Source organism: Foetidibacter luteolus (genome assembly GCF_009650435.1).
Classification (GTDB): domain Bacteria; phylum Bacteroidota; class Bacteroidia; order Chitinophagales; family Chitinophagaceae; genus Foetidibacter; species Foetidibacter luteolus.
In genome coordinates, this window is the sequence record NZ_VVIP01000089.1 from 52,612 (window position 1) to 69,974 (window position 17,363).

Here is a 17,363-nt window from a genome sequence, read left to right on the forward strand (position 1 = left end):
ATGAAAAACTGAACGATAAAGTGCTTGCGACGCAACAGGCGATGCCATAAAAAACCAATGCCGGTATCATAAGCGAACGGGGTCAAAAGATTATACCAATGAAGATGCATAACAATATAGCTTACAGAAAGATAGTCGCGGCGATAGCTGCCGCCATGTTGTTTGCATGTTCGCCTGGTGAAAAAAAAACTGGCCTGTTCTTTACAAGCCTTACCCCTGCACAAACCGGTATTGATTTTGAAAACCGCATTACAGAAAGCGACAGCCTTAACCTGCTGGTAAACGAATACACTTACATGGGCGGCGGTGTGGGCATAGGCGATTTTAACAACGACAGCCTGCCGGATATTTTTTTTAGCGCAAACCAGTTAAGCAGCCGCCTGTACCTTAACAAAGGCAGCCTGCAGTTTGCTGACATTACCCAACAGGCAGGAATTGCCACCAATGCATGGTGTACAGGTGTAAGCATTGTGGATATTAACCAGGATGGCTGGCAGGATATATACCTGTGTGTATCGGGCACTGTGCCGGGCAGTAAAAGAAAGAACCTGCTGTTTATTAACCAGCATAATCTAACGTTTAAAGAAGCCGCTGAAAAATACGGGCTGGCCGATACCTCTTACTCAACCCAGGCTGTTTTTGTTGACTACGATAACGATGGCGACCTGGATATGTACCTGTTGAACCACAGCCTTAACGGGGAACTGAAAAACAATATAAGGCCCAGGAAACTGGACGGCACATCCGCATCTGCAGACAAGCTGTACCGCAATGAAGGCATTGCGCAAAACGCAGGCCACCCTGTGTACCAGGATGTATCCGCACAGGCAGGCATACTGGAAGATGGTTACGGGTTAGGCATAGCGGTAAGCGATATTAACCGGGACGGCTACCCGGACATATATGTGGCCAACGATTACCTGGCCAACGACTTTATGTGGCTGAACAACAGGAACGGAACTTTCAGCAACCGCATAGCCACTGCGGTAAAGCACCAGAGCTACTCCAGCATGGGCGCAGACATAGCCGATTACAACAACGACGGCCTGCCCGATATTGCCACGCTTGACATGCAGCCCGAAACCAACTACCGCAAGAAAATGATGTACTCCTTTCTAAGCTATGAACGCTACCAACTGGAAAGGGATACCGGCTATGAGCCTGAATTTATGCGCAACATGCTGCAGCTTAACATGGGCACAAGAAGCTTACATGGCTACGAGGAACCCTTTTTTAGCGAAGTAGGCCAAATGGCCAGCATGTTTGAAACAGACTGGAGCTGGAGTGTGCTAATGGCTGATTTTGATAACGATGGCTGGAAAGACATGCACATAACCAACGGCATGGGCAGGGATATGCTTAACGCCGATTTTATTTTGTACCGTGCCAGTTATCCCAAAGACCCGGATGACCCTGGTGGCATTAAGAACAACAGGGTTTTCAGGAGCCGGCTGGACTCGCTGGGCAGTGCACCCCTGACAGACTACCTGTACCGCAACAAGGGAGACCTGACTTTTGAAGATATTTCAGCAACAGCAGGCATAAGGGAAAAAGCAGTTTCCAACGGCGCTGCCTATGCAGACCTGGACAATGATGGGGACCTGGATATTGTTACCAACAATATCAACAGCAAAGCCTCAATATTGCGAAATGACAATAAACCCGCTCAAAATTACCTTACCCTGCAACTTGCCGGCGACAGCATGAACCGGAATGGCTTTGGTGCGGTAGTCTACGCATATAGTGATAGCCTGGAGCAGGTAGCAGAACAAAATCCGGCCCGGGGCTATTTATCGTCTGTAGACAGCAGGCTGCATTTTGCAACTGGTAACAGGCCGGTTGACTCCCTTAAAATAATATGGCCCGGCGGAAAAACACAGGTTATACGCCGGCCTGCTATGAATGGAATACTTATGCTGGATTACACCCAGGCCGTAACACCTGCTGTACCGGCAGCGAAACCAGCTAACCAACTCTTTGCCGATGTTACCGCGCAGGCGAAAGTAAATTACCGGCATACTGAGTCATTTTTTTATGACTATGGCTTCCAGTTCCTGGTACCGCAAAAATACTCCCAAGAGGGGCCGTTTACCAGCACAGGCGATATGAACGGCGATGGGCTTGAAGATTTTTTTGTGGGCGGCGCATACGGCCAGCACGGCCAGCTTTTCCTTCAGCAAAAAGATGGCAGTTTTACGTTAAAACCGCTGGGCACAGGCGAGAAGAATGAAGAAGACATGCAGAGTGTTTTGTTTGATGCGGATGGCGATGGAGACCTTGACCTTTTTGTAGCATCCGGCAGCAGCGAGTTTGATTTAAACAGCCCTTTTTACCTGCCACGGCTTTACATAAACGATGGCAAGGGCAATTATAGAAAAGACAGCCTTGCCATACCGGCACATATTACTACCACCGCCAAAGCCATAGCCGCTGCCGATTTTGACGGGGATGGGGATACGGATATTTTTATGGGTGGCAGGGTATCACTTGGCCATTACCCGGAAGCGCCCCGAAGTTTTTTATTACGCAACCACAAGGGAAGGTTTACGGACGTGACGGGGGAAGTTTGCCCTGCCCTGCAAACGCCGGGAATAATAACATCTGCCATTTGGCAGGACATGGATGGCGACAAGCTACCCGAACTGATTGTTGCAGGCGAATGGATGAATATTAAACTGTTTAAAAACAGTAAAGGCCTGTTAAACGAACAAGCAGGTACAGGCCAGCTTGAACAACTGAAAGGTTACTGGCGTTATGTAAATGTTGCTGACATAGACGGCGATGGCGACATGGATATACTGGCCGGCAACATGGGACTGAACAACCCCTACCACGTTACTGAACTACAGCCTTTAACATTATATGCCAAAGACGTAGACGGCAATGGCGTTACAGACCCTATACTGTGCAGCTATATAAAAAATGAAGAAGGCCGCTACGAAATGTACCCTGCCATTACCCGCGACCAATGGGCCGGGCAAGTACCTTCAGTAAAGAAAATGTTTAACCGTAATGAGGATTATGCAAGGGCATCTTTCAGCCAGGTGTTACCTGCCGGTGAACAGGAAGGTGCGCTGGCATTGGAAATAAATGAATTGCGCAGCGGCTGGATGGAAAATAATGGCGACGGCACTTTCAGTTTTCATGCTTTTCCACTGATAGCACAGTCCGCACCGGTTAATACCATGCTGGTTTACGACTTTACCGGCGATGGTATTGCAGATATACTTGCCGCGGGGAATGAATACGAATTTAACGTAAATGCAGGGCGTATGGATGCTTCTTATGGCTGGCTGCTGCAGGGCTACAGCAACAAAACATTTACCGTTTTACCATCCGCCCATACGGGATTAATGCTTGATGGGGATATTCGGGATATAAAAATAATTGCCGGCACAAAAGGAAAACGCCTACTTATTACAAGAAATAACGAAAAGGTTGTGTTGCTAAAGATAAATACCCGTTAAAAGACCTTACCAGCGCTTGCACGTTAATGTTGTGCCGCCTTAATAAATGTTCAAATTTCCTTAAAGCCTGCTTAACTGCCACATCTTACCCGGCATATAGGCTTAGTTTTGCCCCCACGTTGCGTAACTACTTTTAAACCATCCAATAAGCGCTGTAAACCATGATGAAAAACCGTATTATACTTTCCATTGCAATTGTGCTTAGCTGTTCTGCACTTCTTTCATTTTACACCGGCGATGGCAGCTATACAGCAGGCGATGAACCCGAAAAGAGTGTACCGCCAATGCTTGTTTACGATAGCCTGCAATTACAGCAAACAGGCCTTTGCAGAGAAGCTTTTGAGCAAGCGGTAAACGGCTATCAAAAGCTGCTGAAATCGGGCAAATTGCAAAATAGCGGCATACTTACCATCGTAGATTTCAGCCTGCCCTCCTCGCAAAAAAGATTGTTTATCATCAACATGCTTTCCGGCCAGCTCATCATGCAAACTTATGTGGCCCATGGCCGCAACTCAGGCATGTTAAAGGCTACCAGTTTTTCCAATGCAGCCAACAGCTTTAAAAGCAGCCTGGGTTTTTATGTAACAGGCGGTACTTATTATGGCGCCCACGGTTATTCCTTACGGCTATCAGGGGAAGAAAAAGGCATTAACAATAATGCCCTTGCCAGGGCCATTGTAATGCACAGCGCAGCTTACGCTAACGACGCTGTTGTAAATACACAAGGCAGGCTTGGCCGCAGCCTGGGTTGCCCAGCCATACCGGAAGATGTACACCGCGAAATAATAGGAACAATAAAAGACGGAAGCTGTCTTTTTATTTATGCGCCTGATAAAAAATATATAGCCAAATCAAAACTGGCTTGTACCAGCCCCGCATAAAAATAAGAGCTGTACTACTCAGGTAGCACAGCTCTCTTGAACGCTTATCCTTTTCACTTTATTTTTCCGAAAAAAACATAGGGTTTAAAGGAATCACCGTTCTTGTACTTATTATTATCAAAAAACCATGCCGGCAAGTTTACTGCCTGTTTTCTACTGAAGAATAGCTATTTCAGGGGCTAAATATCCCCTTATCGTGTAAAAAAGCGGCAATGACCTTTTTTTTATATGGCACTTAACTGAAGTGCTGCTATTAGGCTTCTGTTGTGTCACTCACTTGTACGGCTGGATTCGCTATTCAGCTTTTCCCGCACTGTAGGTAGTTTCTGCTGCCTCTGGCAGCAGAAGCTAAGTGCCATCAAATTAAGCTGTCAGCCTGAGTCCGCCGAAGGCGGATTGGTGAAAAAGCGACCTGGATAACCCGGTTTCTGCAATGCTTCGATACACTCAGCAGGACAATACTCAACCAGGCATTCGCTGCTTAAATTAAGCACATTGTAACGCACCGTGCAGCAATTTTACATCTATCATGACTGCGCATCATGAAAGATAATGCCCGCAGCATAACGCTCCCCGGAAAGCACTTCACTTACACCATGCTTCATATTAACCCTGTAGTAACCCCTGGCGCCCTTTACAGGGCGAAAATTGGTGGTAAATACCAGCATATCACCCTTGCCAGGCTTTAATACTGTGGCTTTGGATTGTGCCCGTGGGGTTTGCTGCACCAATACAAACTCACCGCCCTGGTAATCTTTTTCCGACTCACTAAGCAATATCACTACCTGCATTGGAAAGAACACATCTCCATATAAATCCTGGTGCAAGGTGTTGTGCCCGCCCTGGCTGTATTTCAATATTAATACGGTTGGCTTTGTTTGCTCTTTGCGTTCACAAAGCGCCTGCAGTTCTTTTAATGTTGCCGGAAATCTGTTGGGGATATTCAGTTCGTCCACCCATTTATTGGCTACCGGCGCCAGGTAGGGATATATACCTTCACGCAGTGTTTTAACCAGTAGCGGCAAAGGATAGTTAAAATACCTGTATTCACCTGCCCCGAAACGATGGCGTTGCATATTGACCGTTTTCCGGTAAAGTGAATCATTGCTGTAGCATGCCTTTAATGCATCGCATTCCTCATGGCTTAGCATTCCATTTACCAATGCATAGCCGGTATTGTGCAGCATGCCTGTAACCTGCGGCCAATTAATGGCTGCGATTCTTTCTTCTATACTTTTCATTGAAGCTGATTTAAGAGGCTGAGTTTGTTTTAGCGGCCTCCCACCCAATCATGGCGGCCTTGCGGTTGCTGCCCCAATGGTACTGGCCAAGCGTGCCGGATGACTGGATAACCCGGTGACAGGGAATAAGAAACGCAACAGGGTTATCTCCAACTGCCGAACCTACCGCTCTTGATGCACCGGGTTTACTGATATGTTTGGCTACATCGTTATAAGTGGCAAGCTGGCCCATTGGAATTTTAAGCAATGCTTCCCAAACCTTTAACTGGAAAGCCGTGCCCTTTAAATGAAGTTTTATTTCATTCAGTTTGCTCCAGTCGTGGGTAAAAATGTACAAAGCATTTTGCTGTGCCAGGTCAACCATTTGTTTAAAGTGCGCATTAGGAAAACAGGCTTTCAGTTCTGCAAACGCCCGGGCCTCCTCCTCGGCAAAAGCCATATAGCAAATTCCTTTGGGTGTTGATGCAACAAGGATGTTTCCAAAAGGGCTTTCGGCAAAGCTGTAATGAATGGTAAGGTTTTCGCCGCCATTGCGAAATTCGCCGGGCGTCATACCCTCGATATTGATGAACAGGTCGTGCAGGCGGCTGGTACCTGAAAGGCCTGTTTCAAAAGCCGCATCGAATACGGTAACGCCTTTGTTCCTGAGCAGGTTTTTAGCATGTGCAACGCTTATGTATTGCAGGAATTTTTTGGGGCTTACGCCTGCCCACTCGGCAAACATGCGCTGAAAATGAAAAGGGCTGAGGTGTACTTTCTCCGCTATTTCATCAAGGCTTGGCTGCTCTTTAAAGTTGGCCGTTATAAAGCCGATGGCTTCCTCAATACGACTATAATTGCTTGTTCGTTGCTGCAGCATTTGATTGTTTTTATGCCACAAAAATATTTATGCCACATACGGCAATCTACCCGAAACTTGCGGACTTTGGCCATTATATTTTGGAGAAGCTGTTCAATGTTCGTTTGTTCAAGGTTCGTTTGTTCAAGGTTGGCTTGTTCAAGGTTAATGGATGAGAGTTGCGCATTATGCTATCCTACAATGTGGGAAAAGCTGCATAGCGAATCCAGCAGTACAAGTGAGTGACACAACCAAAGCCCAATAGATGTTCCCGGCGGCGGTCCCCAAAAAAAATTCCTGGCTATTGGGCTGCTATAAAGAGTTTCTCATAACAAGCATAAAGGGTACTTCGATGTGTTTTTTGGAGCCGTTTAATATTAACATAGCGGCCCACTTGCCCATTTTTTTAAAGTCCGTTGAGATAGTGGTAATACCGTTGAGGATTACCTTTTTAACCGGGGTTTCGTTATAGGAAATAATACCAACATCTTCGCCTACTTCAAAATTTCTTTGCAGTATCACTTCAATCAAAGGCACTAAGTCGTCTTCCATTACGGAAATATATGCCTCCCCCCTTCTTACTTCTTCCATAGCAATATTGCCTACCACCTTGTAGTTAAAAGCAAAATCCTGGCAAAACCTGCAGAACCCTTCCACTATTTCTTTTGGATAATAACTGTTTTTGGGAAAAAGTATTTTTAAAGTATTGTATTTGCTAAGCTTGTCTTTGGCGCTCACCAATGCGCAATAGATGTCTTTTGAAAAATTCTCGTACACTGAAGCAAACTTGCCTTCTACACCAGGCACCTGTTTATCAAGCAGCAATAATTTATCCTTGGGCAGTGTATTAATGATCTCGTAAGCCTTCTCCCCACCTTCAATAAAATGAGGAATGATAACATAGTGCATGTAGCTATCGCCCCTGCTGGTTAATATATTCTTGAACAATGAAAAATCGTTGTTATAAATATAAAAATCTATGGTGGCCCTTTTGCCGATGGCTTCAACAAACGAATCGTAAATAATTTTCTTGTGTGCGCTTAGCTTGTTAAAAAGCAAGCAAATACTGGGCACCTGTTTAACCACCGCGTCTTTTATGTAATAGCCTTTACCGGGAACAGAGTTAAGCAGCCCCTTTTTTTTGAGATAACGGTAACCCCGCTCAACCGTATCCCTTGACACATCAAGCTCGTAGCTTAAGTCGTTAATAGAAGGCAATTCATCATCCGGTTTTAACCTGCCAGACTCTATGGCTTTAAGAACCGCGTAAATAATCTGGCGGTATTTTGGCGTTGAAGAAAACACATCAATGCGTATAATGTCGTAAATGCCGTTAGGTTTCATAGATAAGCTCTTGGTTGTAATGGTACCTGTAACTAAACTAACTAAACCCAGGCTTGAGCTTGTAATACAAATACAACTCAAACCTGGGTTTGCTATAGGTTCTTCTCCCCAAAAAATGACTGAATGATCAGTAGCCCGGAAGCTGCACCAACATATCGTTTTTGTTTGTTTCGCCCCTTGTAATGGGGAAAAAATAAGCTTTATTATCCCACTTGCCGGTTCTGATTACTTTAGGTGTAACAGTGGGTATGGCCGCGGTAGTATGGTCTGGCTTTAATTCATATACAATCTGTACTCCATGTACATCATGATAAGCTTCAGGCCCTGTCATCCAGCGGCGTACATCAAAAAAGCGATGCCCTTCATACGCCAGTTCAATACGCCTTTCATTGCGGTAATCTGCTACCAGTGCCGCACCTGCAGAAGTAATACCCGGCATAAAAGCCCGTTTGCGGATGCTGTTGATATACTGCCGGGCTTCTTCTTCCTCTCCCAACTGAAGACATGCTTCAGCATAGTTAAGTACTACTTCACTGTATCGTATTGGCCGGTAAGTTAAATCCTGGAAAGTTTTTTGAATATCGGCCGACTTGCTTAAAAATTTCAGCATGGTTGCGCCACATTCATTGCCATTCCAGGGGTTGGCAATACTGTTTCTTGTATCAAGGCCATATACCAGGTACTTTTGGTTGGTACTGCTGTTCCATTTTTCCCAAATACCAAACTGCCCTACACCGATTGGATCGTACGCCGTTAAATCCGCAGGACGTGTTCTGTATTTGTTTCCTTCAAAAAGAACCGTGGCATACAAACGCGGGTCGCGGTTTTTGTAAGGTTCAGCCGCCTGTGCCGGGTTGTTCCTGCTGAATTTTGAACCATCGGCCATGTTGTAAGCATCCACCAGGTCATTAAGTGCCCCCACACCGGCATTTCCGTACCATCCGTTGGGCGCCAACACCCAGCCATTGTATCCACCACCGGTAGAAGCCGCGGTATATTTTACAAAAATATCCTCGCTGCTCCTGGGCATAACGAATAAATCGCTATAGTTCTGTGTGGCTTCTTCCGCAGAAGCAGGGTCAGGCTTGTACAAACTGTAATTGCCCAGGTCCATCACTGCTTTGGCGGCATTTTTAGCAGCCAGCCATCTTGCAGCGGCATCGCCATCCGTATAACCCAACAGCTCCGGATGTGCATACCCACCCGTAACCGCGCCATTCTTTTGAGGATTATGCAAATCGCTTGCCGCGTACAGCAATACCCTCGCTTTTAGTGCCAATGCAGCGCCTTTTGTTGCACGCCCGTCATTATCCCCGCTTTGAACAAGCGGTAACATACTGGCCGCGGTGTCAAGATCGGCAACAATAAACTTAATACAATCGGCATAGGAGCTTTGTGCTATTTTAAACTCGTCGTTAAGCCCGTAAACGTTGGTAATAATGGGCACGCCGCCGTGGTAACAGGTAAGCCTGAAGTAGGTATATGCCCTTAGAAAATGTACTTCACCCAACATGCGGTCTTTCAAAGTAACCCCATCAACCGGTGTGGCATCAAAAGAAGCCTGCACTATATTTTCCAACGCCGTATTGCAATGGCGAATGCAACTGTAGGCGCCGGACCAGCCGCCATATTCGCCATCATCCTGGGTGATGATCATGTTATTGAAATTGGTGCCATCTGCATCCCTGGATCTTGCTTCATCTACATTAGCCGCGTTCATGGCTATATCAATGGGTATTTCGTTGTAAATGCCATTAATATAGGTAGCTGTCAGTGCCGGGTCGCTCCATTCGTCTGAGCTGGAGAACTCCGTTAATGATTTTCTATTCAAGAAATCCTTGTTGCAGGCAGCCAGCGCAATTATTAAAAAAACAGGAAGGCTTTTATATATTAATTTTTTCATGTTGCAGATTTTAAAAAGTAACTATTACGCCAAAAGAAAGTGTTTTATTCAGGGGGTAAACCTGGCTGTTCACCCAGATGGAGCCGGGTGCTGTATTGGGCGATTCAGGATCAAAATCCTTTAACCCGGTAATGGTGAGCAGGTTAAACGCGTTGGCATAAAGCCTGAGCGAGTTAAGGCCTATCCTGCCGATCATTTTCTGCGGAAACTGGTAGCCCAGCTCTACATTCTTCAGCCTTATATAGTCACTGCTTCTTACCCAATAGGTGTTGTTAGGCCATCCGTCGGCCATCCAGTATTGGGATGTGCGGTTCCATGCACGGGGTTTCTGCGCATCCGGGTTATCGGGTGTCCAGCGGCCGGTTACATTTTCCATCCTGAAATTGCCTGCCTCACCGGAAAACTCGGTGTATGCCCTGTTGGCGCCTGCTGCCCCCTGTATTAAAATAGAAAGGTCAAAACTTTTATATTCAAGGTTTAGGTTGAAGCCGCCTGTAAAAGTGGGCACATCTGTTTTCTTATCCCGCACCCTGTCAAGCCCATCAATTTTTCCATCTTCATTCACATCCTTAAAAATGATATCTCCGGGTTGTGCGCCACCCCAGTGCGGGTATTTGTCAACTGCTGACTGGTCTCTGAATATGCCGATTGCCTGGTAATACAAGCTGGCATTCATGGGGTGGCCGGTTGACTTTTGGTATTCCGGAACGCCGGGTGTTTCATCCCAGTCCAATATCTTGTTCTGTGCATAAGACCCGTTAACGGAAACGGTATACAGCAATTTGCCAATTTGATTACGGTAGGTTACCTGGTATTCAAAACCCTTGTTGGCCACTTTGGCAAAGTTCTGTTGCGGCAGGCTCAATCCCGCCGTAGCAGGCACCGATGCGTTCTTCCACCAAAGGATATTAGAACGTGTATTGTTGAAATAGTCAAAGGATATATCCAGCTTTTTGTTCAGCAACTGTGCGTCAAAACCTATGTTTGCCTGGTTGGCAACTTCCCAGGTAATATCGGGGTTAGGCGTACGTACCTGGCTGGTGGTATTGGCAACCACGTTCTGGTTGAAGGTATACGTTCCGTTGTAGGCAAAGTTGGCCGCAAACTGGTAAGGCGCAATGCGGTCATTACCTGTTTGCCCCCATGAGCCCCTGATCTTGAGCTCATCAATAAAGTGAATATGATTTTTCCAGAAGCTTTCTTCTGAAATTCTCCATCCCAGTGATACACCCGGGAAGAAGCCGTACTGGGAACCTTCCGGAAATACATAGGAGCCATCTCTTCTAAACACGAATTCAGCCAGGTATTTACCGTCGTAGTCGTAGTTAAACCTGCCGAACTGGCTCAAACGGGCATCGGCTGACGCGGAACCACCATTGTCTTTTAAGAGGTTACCACCGGCAAACATCTGGTCAATGGCCGTGGAGGTAAAGTACCTGCGGAACGCGTTAAAGTTCATAGAAGCCCCGGATATCCTTTCCGCGCCCAGGAAAAATTTAAACCTGTGCCTTTCCGCTATGCTGAACTGGTAATTGATGAGCGCCCGGATGGTAGAGCTGTTGCCGTCCGTCATCGCCTGCCATAACCTGGCATCCGTTACCCCACGTGTGCCCTTTACCAATACCGGCACATCGTCTGCATCCCTGGATACACCATCCCAGGTGTACACATACCAGGGCTTTGTAAATTGTTTGCGGTTAAGTATTGATTTGTCGTAACTAACCGTACCGGTAACAGATAAGCCGGGCACCCAGGGTATGTTTATGTCAAGTTTAAGGTTGGTTTGTAACAAGTAGGTTTTATCCAGCAAATAGCCGGTGGCATTCGTGGTAGTAAGTACGGGGTTCTGGCCGTATTCCACATCCGGACCAGGCAAGCCATTGGGCCAGTAGGCTGGCAGGTAAGGGTATTGGCGGTTTAAGGCCCACCAGTTGTTCAGCGCATCGCCGCCAATGCCTGTGCCGGGGAAATGGGCATTCATCTGCCCGCCGGCAAAATCCACATTCAGGTGAATGCTTTTGGAAATATTGGCATCAAGGTTACTCCTGAAGTTTACCTGGGAATAGTGGTTGGCGCTATTGTAAAAAATACCATCCTGGTAGTTGCCGCCCCCAGATACAAAATACCTCACCCTGTCGTTGCCTCCTGAAAGAGAAATACTGGCGTATTGCTGGCTTGACCATGGTTTTATCACTGTTTTAAACCAATCTGTATTAGGGTGGCCCCAGGGGTCTGACCCATCCCTGTATTTCTGTATATCCTCTTCGGTGTACCTGGCCGGTTGGCCCTGGTACATTTTAATGTCGTTAATCATTTCCGCATAGCTGGCAGCATCCGCCATTTTGGGCAGCACGGTGGGCTGGTTCCATCCCTGCCGCAGGCTTACTTCAATCTGCGGCTTGCCTGATTTCCCCCGCTTGGTGGTAACCAGTATTACACCATTGGCCGCCTGCGAGCCATAGATGGCTGCGGAAGCATCTTTCAATACGGTAATGGATTCTATGTTGGATGGGTCAATACGGTCCAGCCCGCGGTTTTGAATACCGTCAACAATAATGAGCGGAGAATTGTCACCCAGGGTATTTACGCCCCTTATGCGCAACAAAGAGCCGTCGTTTCCTGGCTCGCCTGTTCTGGAAACCACTACCAGCCCCGGCAGGCGGCCCGCCAGCGAATTGGAAACGTTAGGCGCAGGCGACTTCTTAACAACATCGCCGCTAACCGCCACTACAGAGCCGGTAAGGGTAGTTTTTTTCTGTGTGCCATAACCCACCACCACCACATCCTGCAGGCTGGCAGCATCTGGTTTCAGCGAAACATCTATACTGTTTTTACCCTTTACATCAACTTCCTGGGCGGTATAACCAATAAAGGTGAAAACCACTGTGGCCGTATCACTTACATTCAGGCTAAACTTGCCCTTGCTATCGGTTATTACAGACACCGATGTTCCTTTTACCGACACCGAAACACCCGAAAGCGCTACATTTTGTTCGTCGGTAACTGTACCTGATAATTTTTTGGAACCCTGTGCGTGGAGCAGTACGGAAAAAGGAAGAAACAAAACAAGAGAGAGTAGCCGTTTAAGCATAGTTAGCTTTGACATAATGCAATCGTTTTATGCCATAAACGTAAACAACGCGGCGGAGACAACTATCCTGAACTATCATGATGGACTGGTAGGTTAGGGCGGCGCCAATAAACATAACATGTTGATAAACAATAGCTGGCAATTCAAACAATATTGCAGCAAAGCAGCAATCGGGTCAGTACAGTAGAACAATTATGGGCCCGGCAATAACGCTAATGATCCTGTTGTTGTTTTTGATAAGGCAAAACTGTAAGAAGTTTTTGGGGCTTTTATCGCCATCGCATTATGCTACAACAGTTCCGGCTTTACGCTGCAAGTCCTCACCACTCGTGCCTCGTGGTTGCGGGCTTTTCGCTTCAATCCGGCAGCCATTGGGCAATGGAATTACTATGAGGCTTTGCCCGCAAGATAGCATTGATTGTAAGGAGTATTATGCCTGAGGCAGTCCGAAGACTGTCTCTTATTTAAAATCCAAAGAGCCGCTTGACGCTAACTCTTTGGATAGCATCATGCTTTTATTTTGGCACATTCTACCAAAAGCAGGGGAACGTCCTCTCTGGCCGATGATTTCATTTAATTTTCGTCAATACATTTTTTTGTCCAATAGTTAGTTTAAAAAAAGAGTTCCGTCTAGCTTTATTATTTTCCAAAGCGATTGAGATTTCAATATCTTTTTCATGCTTTCGAAAATTAAGAATTTGACAAAACGAATACCCATAAATTCCTGAAACTGAACCGTAGCAAGCACAAGGTTTTTTATTAAGGCTCAGAGTTACAGTATCATGTTCATAATCAACTTTCAATGGGAAAAATTTTTCAATAACAAGATACTTGACAAAAGATTCAATCGAACAATCTATAATACAGTCTGAAATCTTTTTGTAAACTGCCGGACGATAATTATCGTACACGTTTTTATTAATAAGATTAAATTCAATTATTTGTAAATTGGAAAGATTAATCTTTCCAATATTTTTTACTTTTCCATTTGAAACCCCAAACAATCGATCTTCATTTTTTATATACAGTGATTTGAACTTATATTTAAAACTTCGTTCACCATATTGAATATCAATCACATACATTCTGATATTTTTGTCAAAAAAGATAGAAAAACCGCTTAATGGTCTAAATACCTTTTCTACTTTGGTCTCAAAGGCTAAAGCACTATCTATTTTTGAAGATGCCCATGTGCCAAATAATCTAGCAACTTGAATATTCTCCTTATTTGCTTGCCCTGGCTGGACGAGTTGTGATTTGACGCAAGAAAAAAACAGTAAATACATTGCTAAGAAATATAATATCTTCATAATGTTTCGTTTTGGAATAAAAATATATATAATGACTTGGAATTCCAGACATCATCATATTGGCTTTTTCGAATTCCTCGATGAATAAACCCAGCATGGTTTCCTGAAAACGCAGCATTAGTTAAGAAGCGCGGATAAATCAAACGTTTTTAAGGTTATTACTAATCGTGTTTAAGATTCTTTCCATAATAAATAATGGTTTTATTTTTTCTTAAACTGTCTCTTTCAATTACATATTCTTCGATAAGTGACTTTTTAAAAATATCATTCTTTTGCCCTAATTTAATATATGTATTAATACTGTCCGCATGTAAAATAAAAAGGTGTACTTTTTTATCATTTCCAGGTAGATTATCTGGACCATATAATCTGTAAGTGGAATTAGCATTTATAAAATGCCTAGTTCCATACCACAACCCATCATCCGTCGGGTATGATTCGTAAAGAATGTAAATAGCATTAGGCGACTTGTTTATAAAAATAGCGAGCAGAGGCTTTCGAGGCTCATAAACACAAGAAGAAATAAGAAAGAGTACAACTAAGACTTTATTCATATCAAGATCATTTTTTTTAATGAAATTTATTCTTTTTTGATTTGTTCGAACTTATCAGTAAACTCTTTTGGAAATGATGCATTTTGTCCGATTGCTGACTTGAGACCAAAGAATACAGTTGCCCAAGCGTTTGCGTCTTTTTCGGTCCAGAATTGTTGGTGATTGTAGTATGAGTTGGTTGCAGCACTCCAAAGACTAGCCGGAACAATTATCAGATTATAAACCATTGATCCATACACTTACGCTTGGATAAAATTGCCGTATTCATGTTGTAAGTCGGCCAATCCATTTCCCACCGTACTCATACGAATTCCTCCATTTGAAGTTGTAGCACCAGCGCCGTCCGTAACACCAAAATCTGTTATGCTTGCTCCAGGAAAAAAAACATATTCGCCTGTTGCATCACCCCGGAACACGGCATACCTATCACCTTTCCTTTCTCCGCAAAGTCTCCTGCAAGGGACTTTGCGGCAGGGATGACGCCAATGCAAAAAAAGTATTTAATTCCGCTCCTGCATTATTTGGTTAGATCAACATCCATCAGTTCGATACAACTGATGACAGGATAAATCAAGCTTATCCACTGTGCAAGGGTGAAGGCGAAATAAATGCCATCTGTTTCTGGGCACCTGTTCCAATTTTTCGGGAGATTTTGGCGTATCGTAACTTCAGGACAATAAACTTATTATTATAGTAAAAGAGGCATTTGTTTACTTATGGCTTCTGCATTCTCCCCTACCGCAAAGTCCCTTGCAGGAGACTTTGCGGAGAAGTGAAGTCCCTTGCAGGAGGCTTTAAGGAGAAGTAAATTTTCCCCGCCAATGCGCAGTTTTTTGGGGCAAAGTACCGGATAGCTAACTATCTATTTATCAAATTTTGATTTTAACCAGGAATCAAGCAGTTCTTTCTCTTTTTGTCTGTCAACGGTCATAATATTCACAGAAAATTCTTTTTTATCAAAAAGACGACTGTACATCAGACCATTCATAATCATGCCATTTGGAAAAGTTATCACAACTTTAAATGATTGAAACGTAAGCCCGCTTATAACCTGTGTCGAGGTTGACGAATCAAATTTTGCACCCGGCATCTGAGTTTCAAAAGCTCCATAGAGCATACTGTTAACTTCTTGGCAACTCTCAAGATAATTACCATCCACTGCAGTATCGAAGGGTTGCCAATTGGATTCGAAGTAATTAAACTGATCACTCTTAAAAACGAATATTGTTTTTGAGTTATTCTCAAGCTGCGCATTATATGTTTTTTCAATCGCTTCTTCACCGCGATTTTGCATATTGGCCCACGTACCGGTACTAACCGTGTCAAATCCTGCAGGAATGATTATAGTCCATTTAAAATCCTCGTTGTAAACAGTTTTTTGTTCTGATTTTGTTTGCGCTTTGCAGCCAGTTAAAAGAAAATTAATGAGGAGAAGAATAATAAAATACGTTTTCATTTCAGATATTGTAATATAAAAAAAATATTTGGCAAGTATATTTTGTAAATAGCAAAAAAAGGTTAAACAAACTAAAAGCAGCTCAGTATTGAAAAGATTTTTTTATAACCAGCAAGCTACTTAAACCAACCCAAAGCAGACCTCACTTTTCAAATACATTTCTTGCAAAATTCTTATTTTTTTTGTCCACTTACCTGTCTGTTTAATCAAAAAAATGTTAGCATGTCCATTTTCCTTTCCCTCAAAATGTCCCTCCCGAAGCCTTTCTCCGCAACAGTCTCCTGTACGAGATGACGCCAATGCAAAAAAAAGCAATCCCGCTCTTGCATTATTTGGTTAGATCAACACCGATCAGTTCCGTACAACTGGTGACAGAATGAAACAAACCTGTCCACCGTTCAAAGGGTGAAGGCGAAATAAATGCCATCTGTTTCGGATGCGCCTGCCCCAATTTTCGGGGGATTTTGGTGCCTTGTAACTTTAAGACAATAAACTTATTATTATGGTAAACGCGGCATTTGTTTATTTATGCGCATCTGCATTTTCCCTACCGCAAAACTTTAGTTATCATGCAACATTCTTTAGTTTTCAATAATTAACCCATTTTCTTCATCAAACTGTTTTCTTTCCTGTTCAGTCATGCGATTTCGTAACACTCTAATAGTATAGCCACCACGTAATCTTTGATTGTCAATATACATCCAATCACTAATGTTGTCATCTTTGATTTGAATAGTGTCGCCTAATTTCACGGCTGTAGTTGATTCTGGTAGATTGTCCACGACACCAAAATACTTATTGTCTTTAATTGTAATATTGCTTACCCAAATATGTTCAGCACCATCTGGAGTGTTAAATCGTGTTTTAAGAGCAAAATACTCAAAATTTGGATTGCCACTTTTTAATGCCTCATTAAATTTGGCAAGTGTCTGATTTGCTGTTTTTATCGCTCCATTCATTTCAGCGTCTGTGTCTGTAACACCGTAAATTTCTGGTTCCCCATCACGTTCGATTTTTGTCGTTTGATTATTATTGCAACTTACAAGTCCAATTAAAATGATCAATTTCAGCAAATATTGCTTCATAGCTAGATGTATCGTTTTAAAAATAGTGCTTAACAAATATTCCTTTCCCGCAAAATGTCCCACCCGAAGCCTTTCTCCGCAACAGTCTCCGTACTGGACTTTGCGGCAGAGATGATGCCAATGCAAAAATAATGCAATCCCGCTCTTGCATTATTTGGTTAGATCAACACCCATCAGTTCCATATAACCGGTG

At 44.0% G+C, this 17,363-nt stretch carries 11 protein-coding genes and 1 pseudogene; 2 read left to right on the forward strand and 10 right to left on the reverse strand.

Annotation, left to right across the window (positions count from 1 at the left end; genetic code table 11):
- The first annotated feature begins 98 nt into the window (after nucleotides 1-98).
- Together F0364_RS26530 and F0364_RS26535 are read left to right on the forward strand one after the other, a co-directional pair.
- Nucleotides 99-3,467 carry a VCBS repeat-containing protein gene (locus F0364_RS26530; RefSeq protein ID WP_153800849.1) on the forward strand — a complete coding sequence of 1,123 codons (3,369 nt, stop codon included), beginning with the start codon at nucleotides 99-101 and terminating at the stop codon, nucleotides 3,465-3,467.
- Nucleotides 3,468-3,628: 161 nt separating this feature from the next.
- Nucleotides 3,629-4,348 carry a murein L,D-transpeptidase catalytic domain family protein gene (locus F0364_RS26535; protein ID WP_153800850.1) on the forward strand — a complete coding sequence of 240 codons (720 nt, stop codon included), beginning with the start codon at nucleotides 3,629-3,631 and terminating at the stop codon, nucleotides 4,346-4,348.
- Nucleotides 4,349-4,875: 527 nt separating this feature from the next.
- Here F0364_RS26535 and F0364_RS26540 read toward each other — a convergent pair.
- From F0364_RS26540 to F0364_RS26585, 10 genes and pseudogenes are all read right to left on the reverse strand, one after another.
- Nucleotides 4,876-5,589 carry a 2OG-Fe(II) oxygenase gene (locus F0364_RS26540; RefSeq protein ID WP_153800851.1) on the reverse strand — a complete coding sequence of 238 codons (714 nt, stop codon included), beginning with the start codon at nucleotides 5,587-5,589 and terminating at the stop codon, nucleotides 4,876-4,878.
- 10 nt (nucleotides 5,590-5,599) lie between these two features.
- Complete coding sequence (locus F0364_RS26545) at nucleotides 5,600-6,448, reverse strand: methylated-DNA--[protein]-cysteine S-methyltransferase (protein ID WP_153800852.1); 849 nt, start codon at nucleotides 6,446-6,448, stop codon at nucleotides 5,600-5,602.
- A pseudogene (locus F0364_RS29490) lies at nucleotides 6,391-6,606 on the reverse strand (hypothetical protein); the annotation flags it as partial. The pseudogene F0364_RS29490 and the gene F0364_RS26545, both read right to left, overlap by 58 nt.
- Before the next feature lie 133 nt (nucleotides 6,607-6,739).
- A complete protein-coding gene (locus tag F0364_RS26555; protein WP_153800853.1) occupies nucleotides 6,740-7,771 on the reverse strand; it encodes a winged helix-turn-helix domain-containing protein in 1,032 nt (343 codons plus the stop codon).
- A 127-nt stretch (nucleotides 7,772-7,898) separates the two neighbouring features.
- Nucleotides 7,899-9,674, reverse strand: a complete 1,776-nt coding sequence (locus F0364_RS26560; protein ID WP_153800854.1) for a RagB/SusD family nutrient uptake outer membrane protein — start codon at nucleotides 9,672-9,674, stop codon at nucleotides 7,899-7,901.
- Between the two features lie 10 nt (nucleotides 9,675-9,684).
- Entirely contained in the window at nucleotides 9,685-12,780 is a 3,096-nt protein-coding gene (locus tag F0364_RS26565; protein WP_235921305.1) for a SusC/RagA family TonB-linked outer membrane protein, read from the reverse strand.
- A 554-nt stretch (nucleotides 12,781-13,334) separates the two neighbouring features.
- The gene (locus F0364_RS26570) at nucleotides 13,335-14,075 is read right to left on the reverse strand and encodes a hypothetical protein (RefSeq protein WP_153800855.1); all 741 of its coding nucleotides are present in this window, start codon (nucleotides 14,073-14,075) and stop codon (nucleotides 13,335-13,337) included.
- Nucleotides 14,076-14,236: 161 nt separating this feature from the next.
- Complete coding sequence (locus F0364_RS26575; protein ID WP_153800856.1) at nucleotides 14,237-14,629, reverse strand: hypothetical protein; 393 nt, start codon at nucleotides 14,627-14,629, stop codon at nucleotides 14,237-14,239.
- 862 nt (nucleotides 14,630-15,491) lie between these two features.
- Complete coding sequence (locus tag F0364_RS26580; protein WP_153800857.1) at nucleotides 15,492-16,085, reverse strand: hypothetical protein; 594 nt, start codon at nucleotides 16,083-16,085, stop codon at nucleotides 15,492-15,494.
- Nucleotides 16,086-16,666: 581 nt separating this feature from the next.
- Nucleotides 16,667-17,170: a YegJ family protein gene (locus tag F0364_RS26585; RefSeq protein WP_153800858.1), complete on the reverse strand. Its 504-nt coding sequence runs from the start codon at nucleotides 17,168-17,170 to the stop codon at nucleotides 16,667-16,669.
- Nucleotides 17,171-17,363 lie beyond the last annotated feature (193 nt).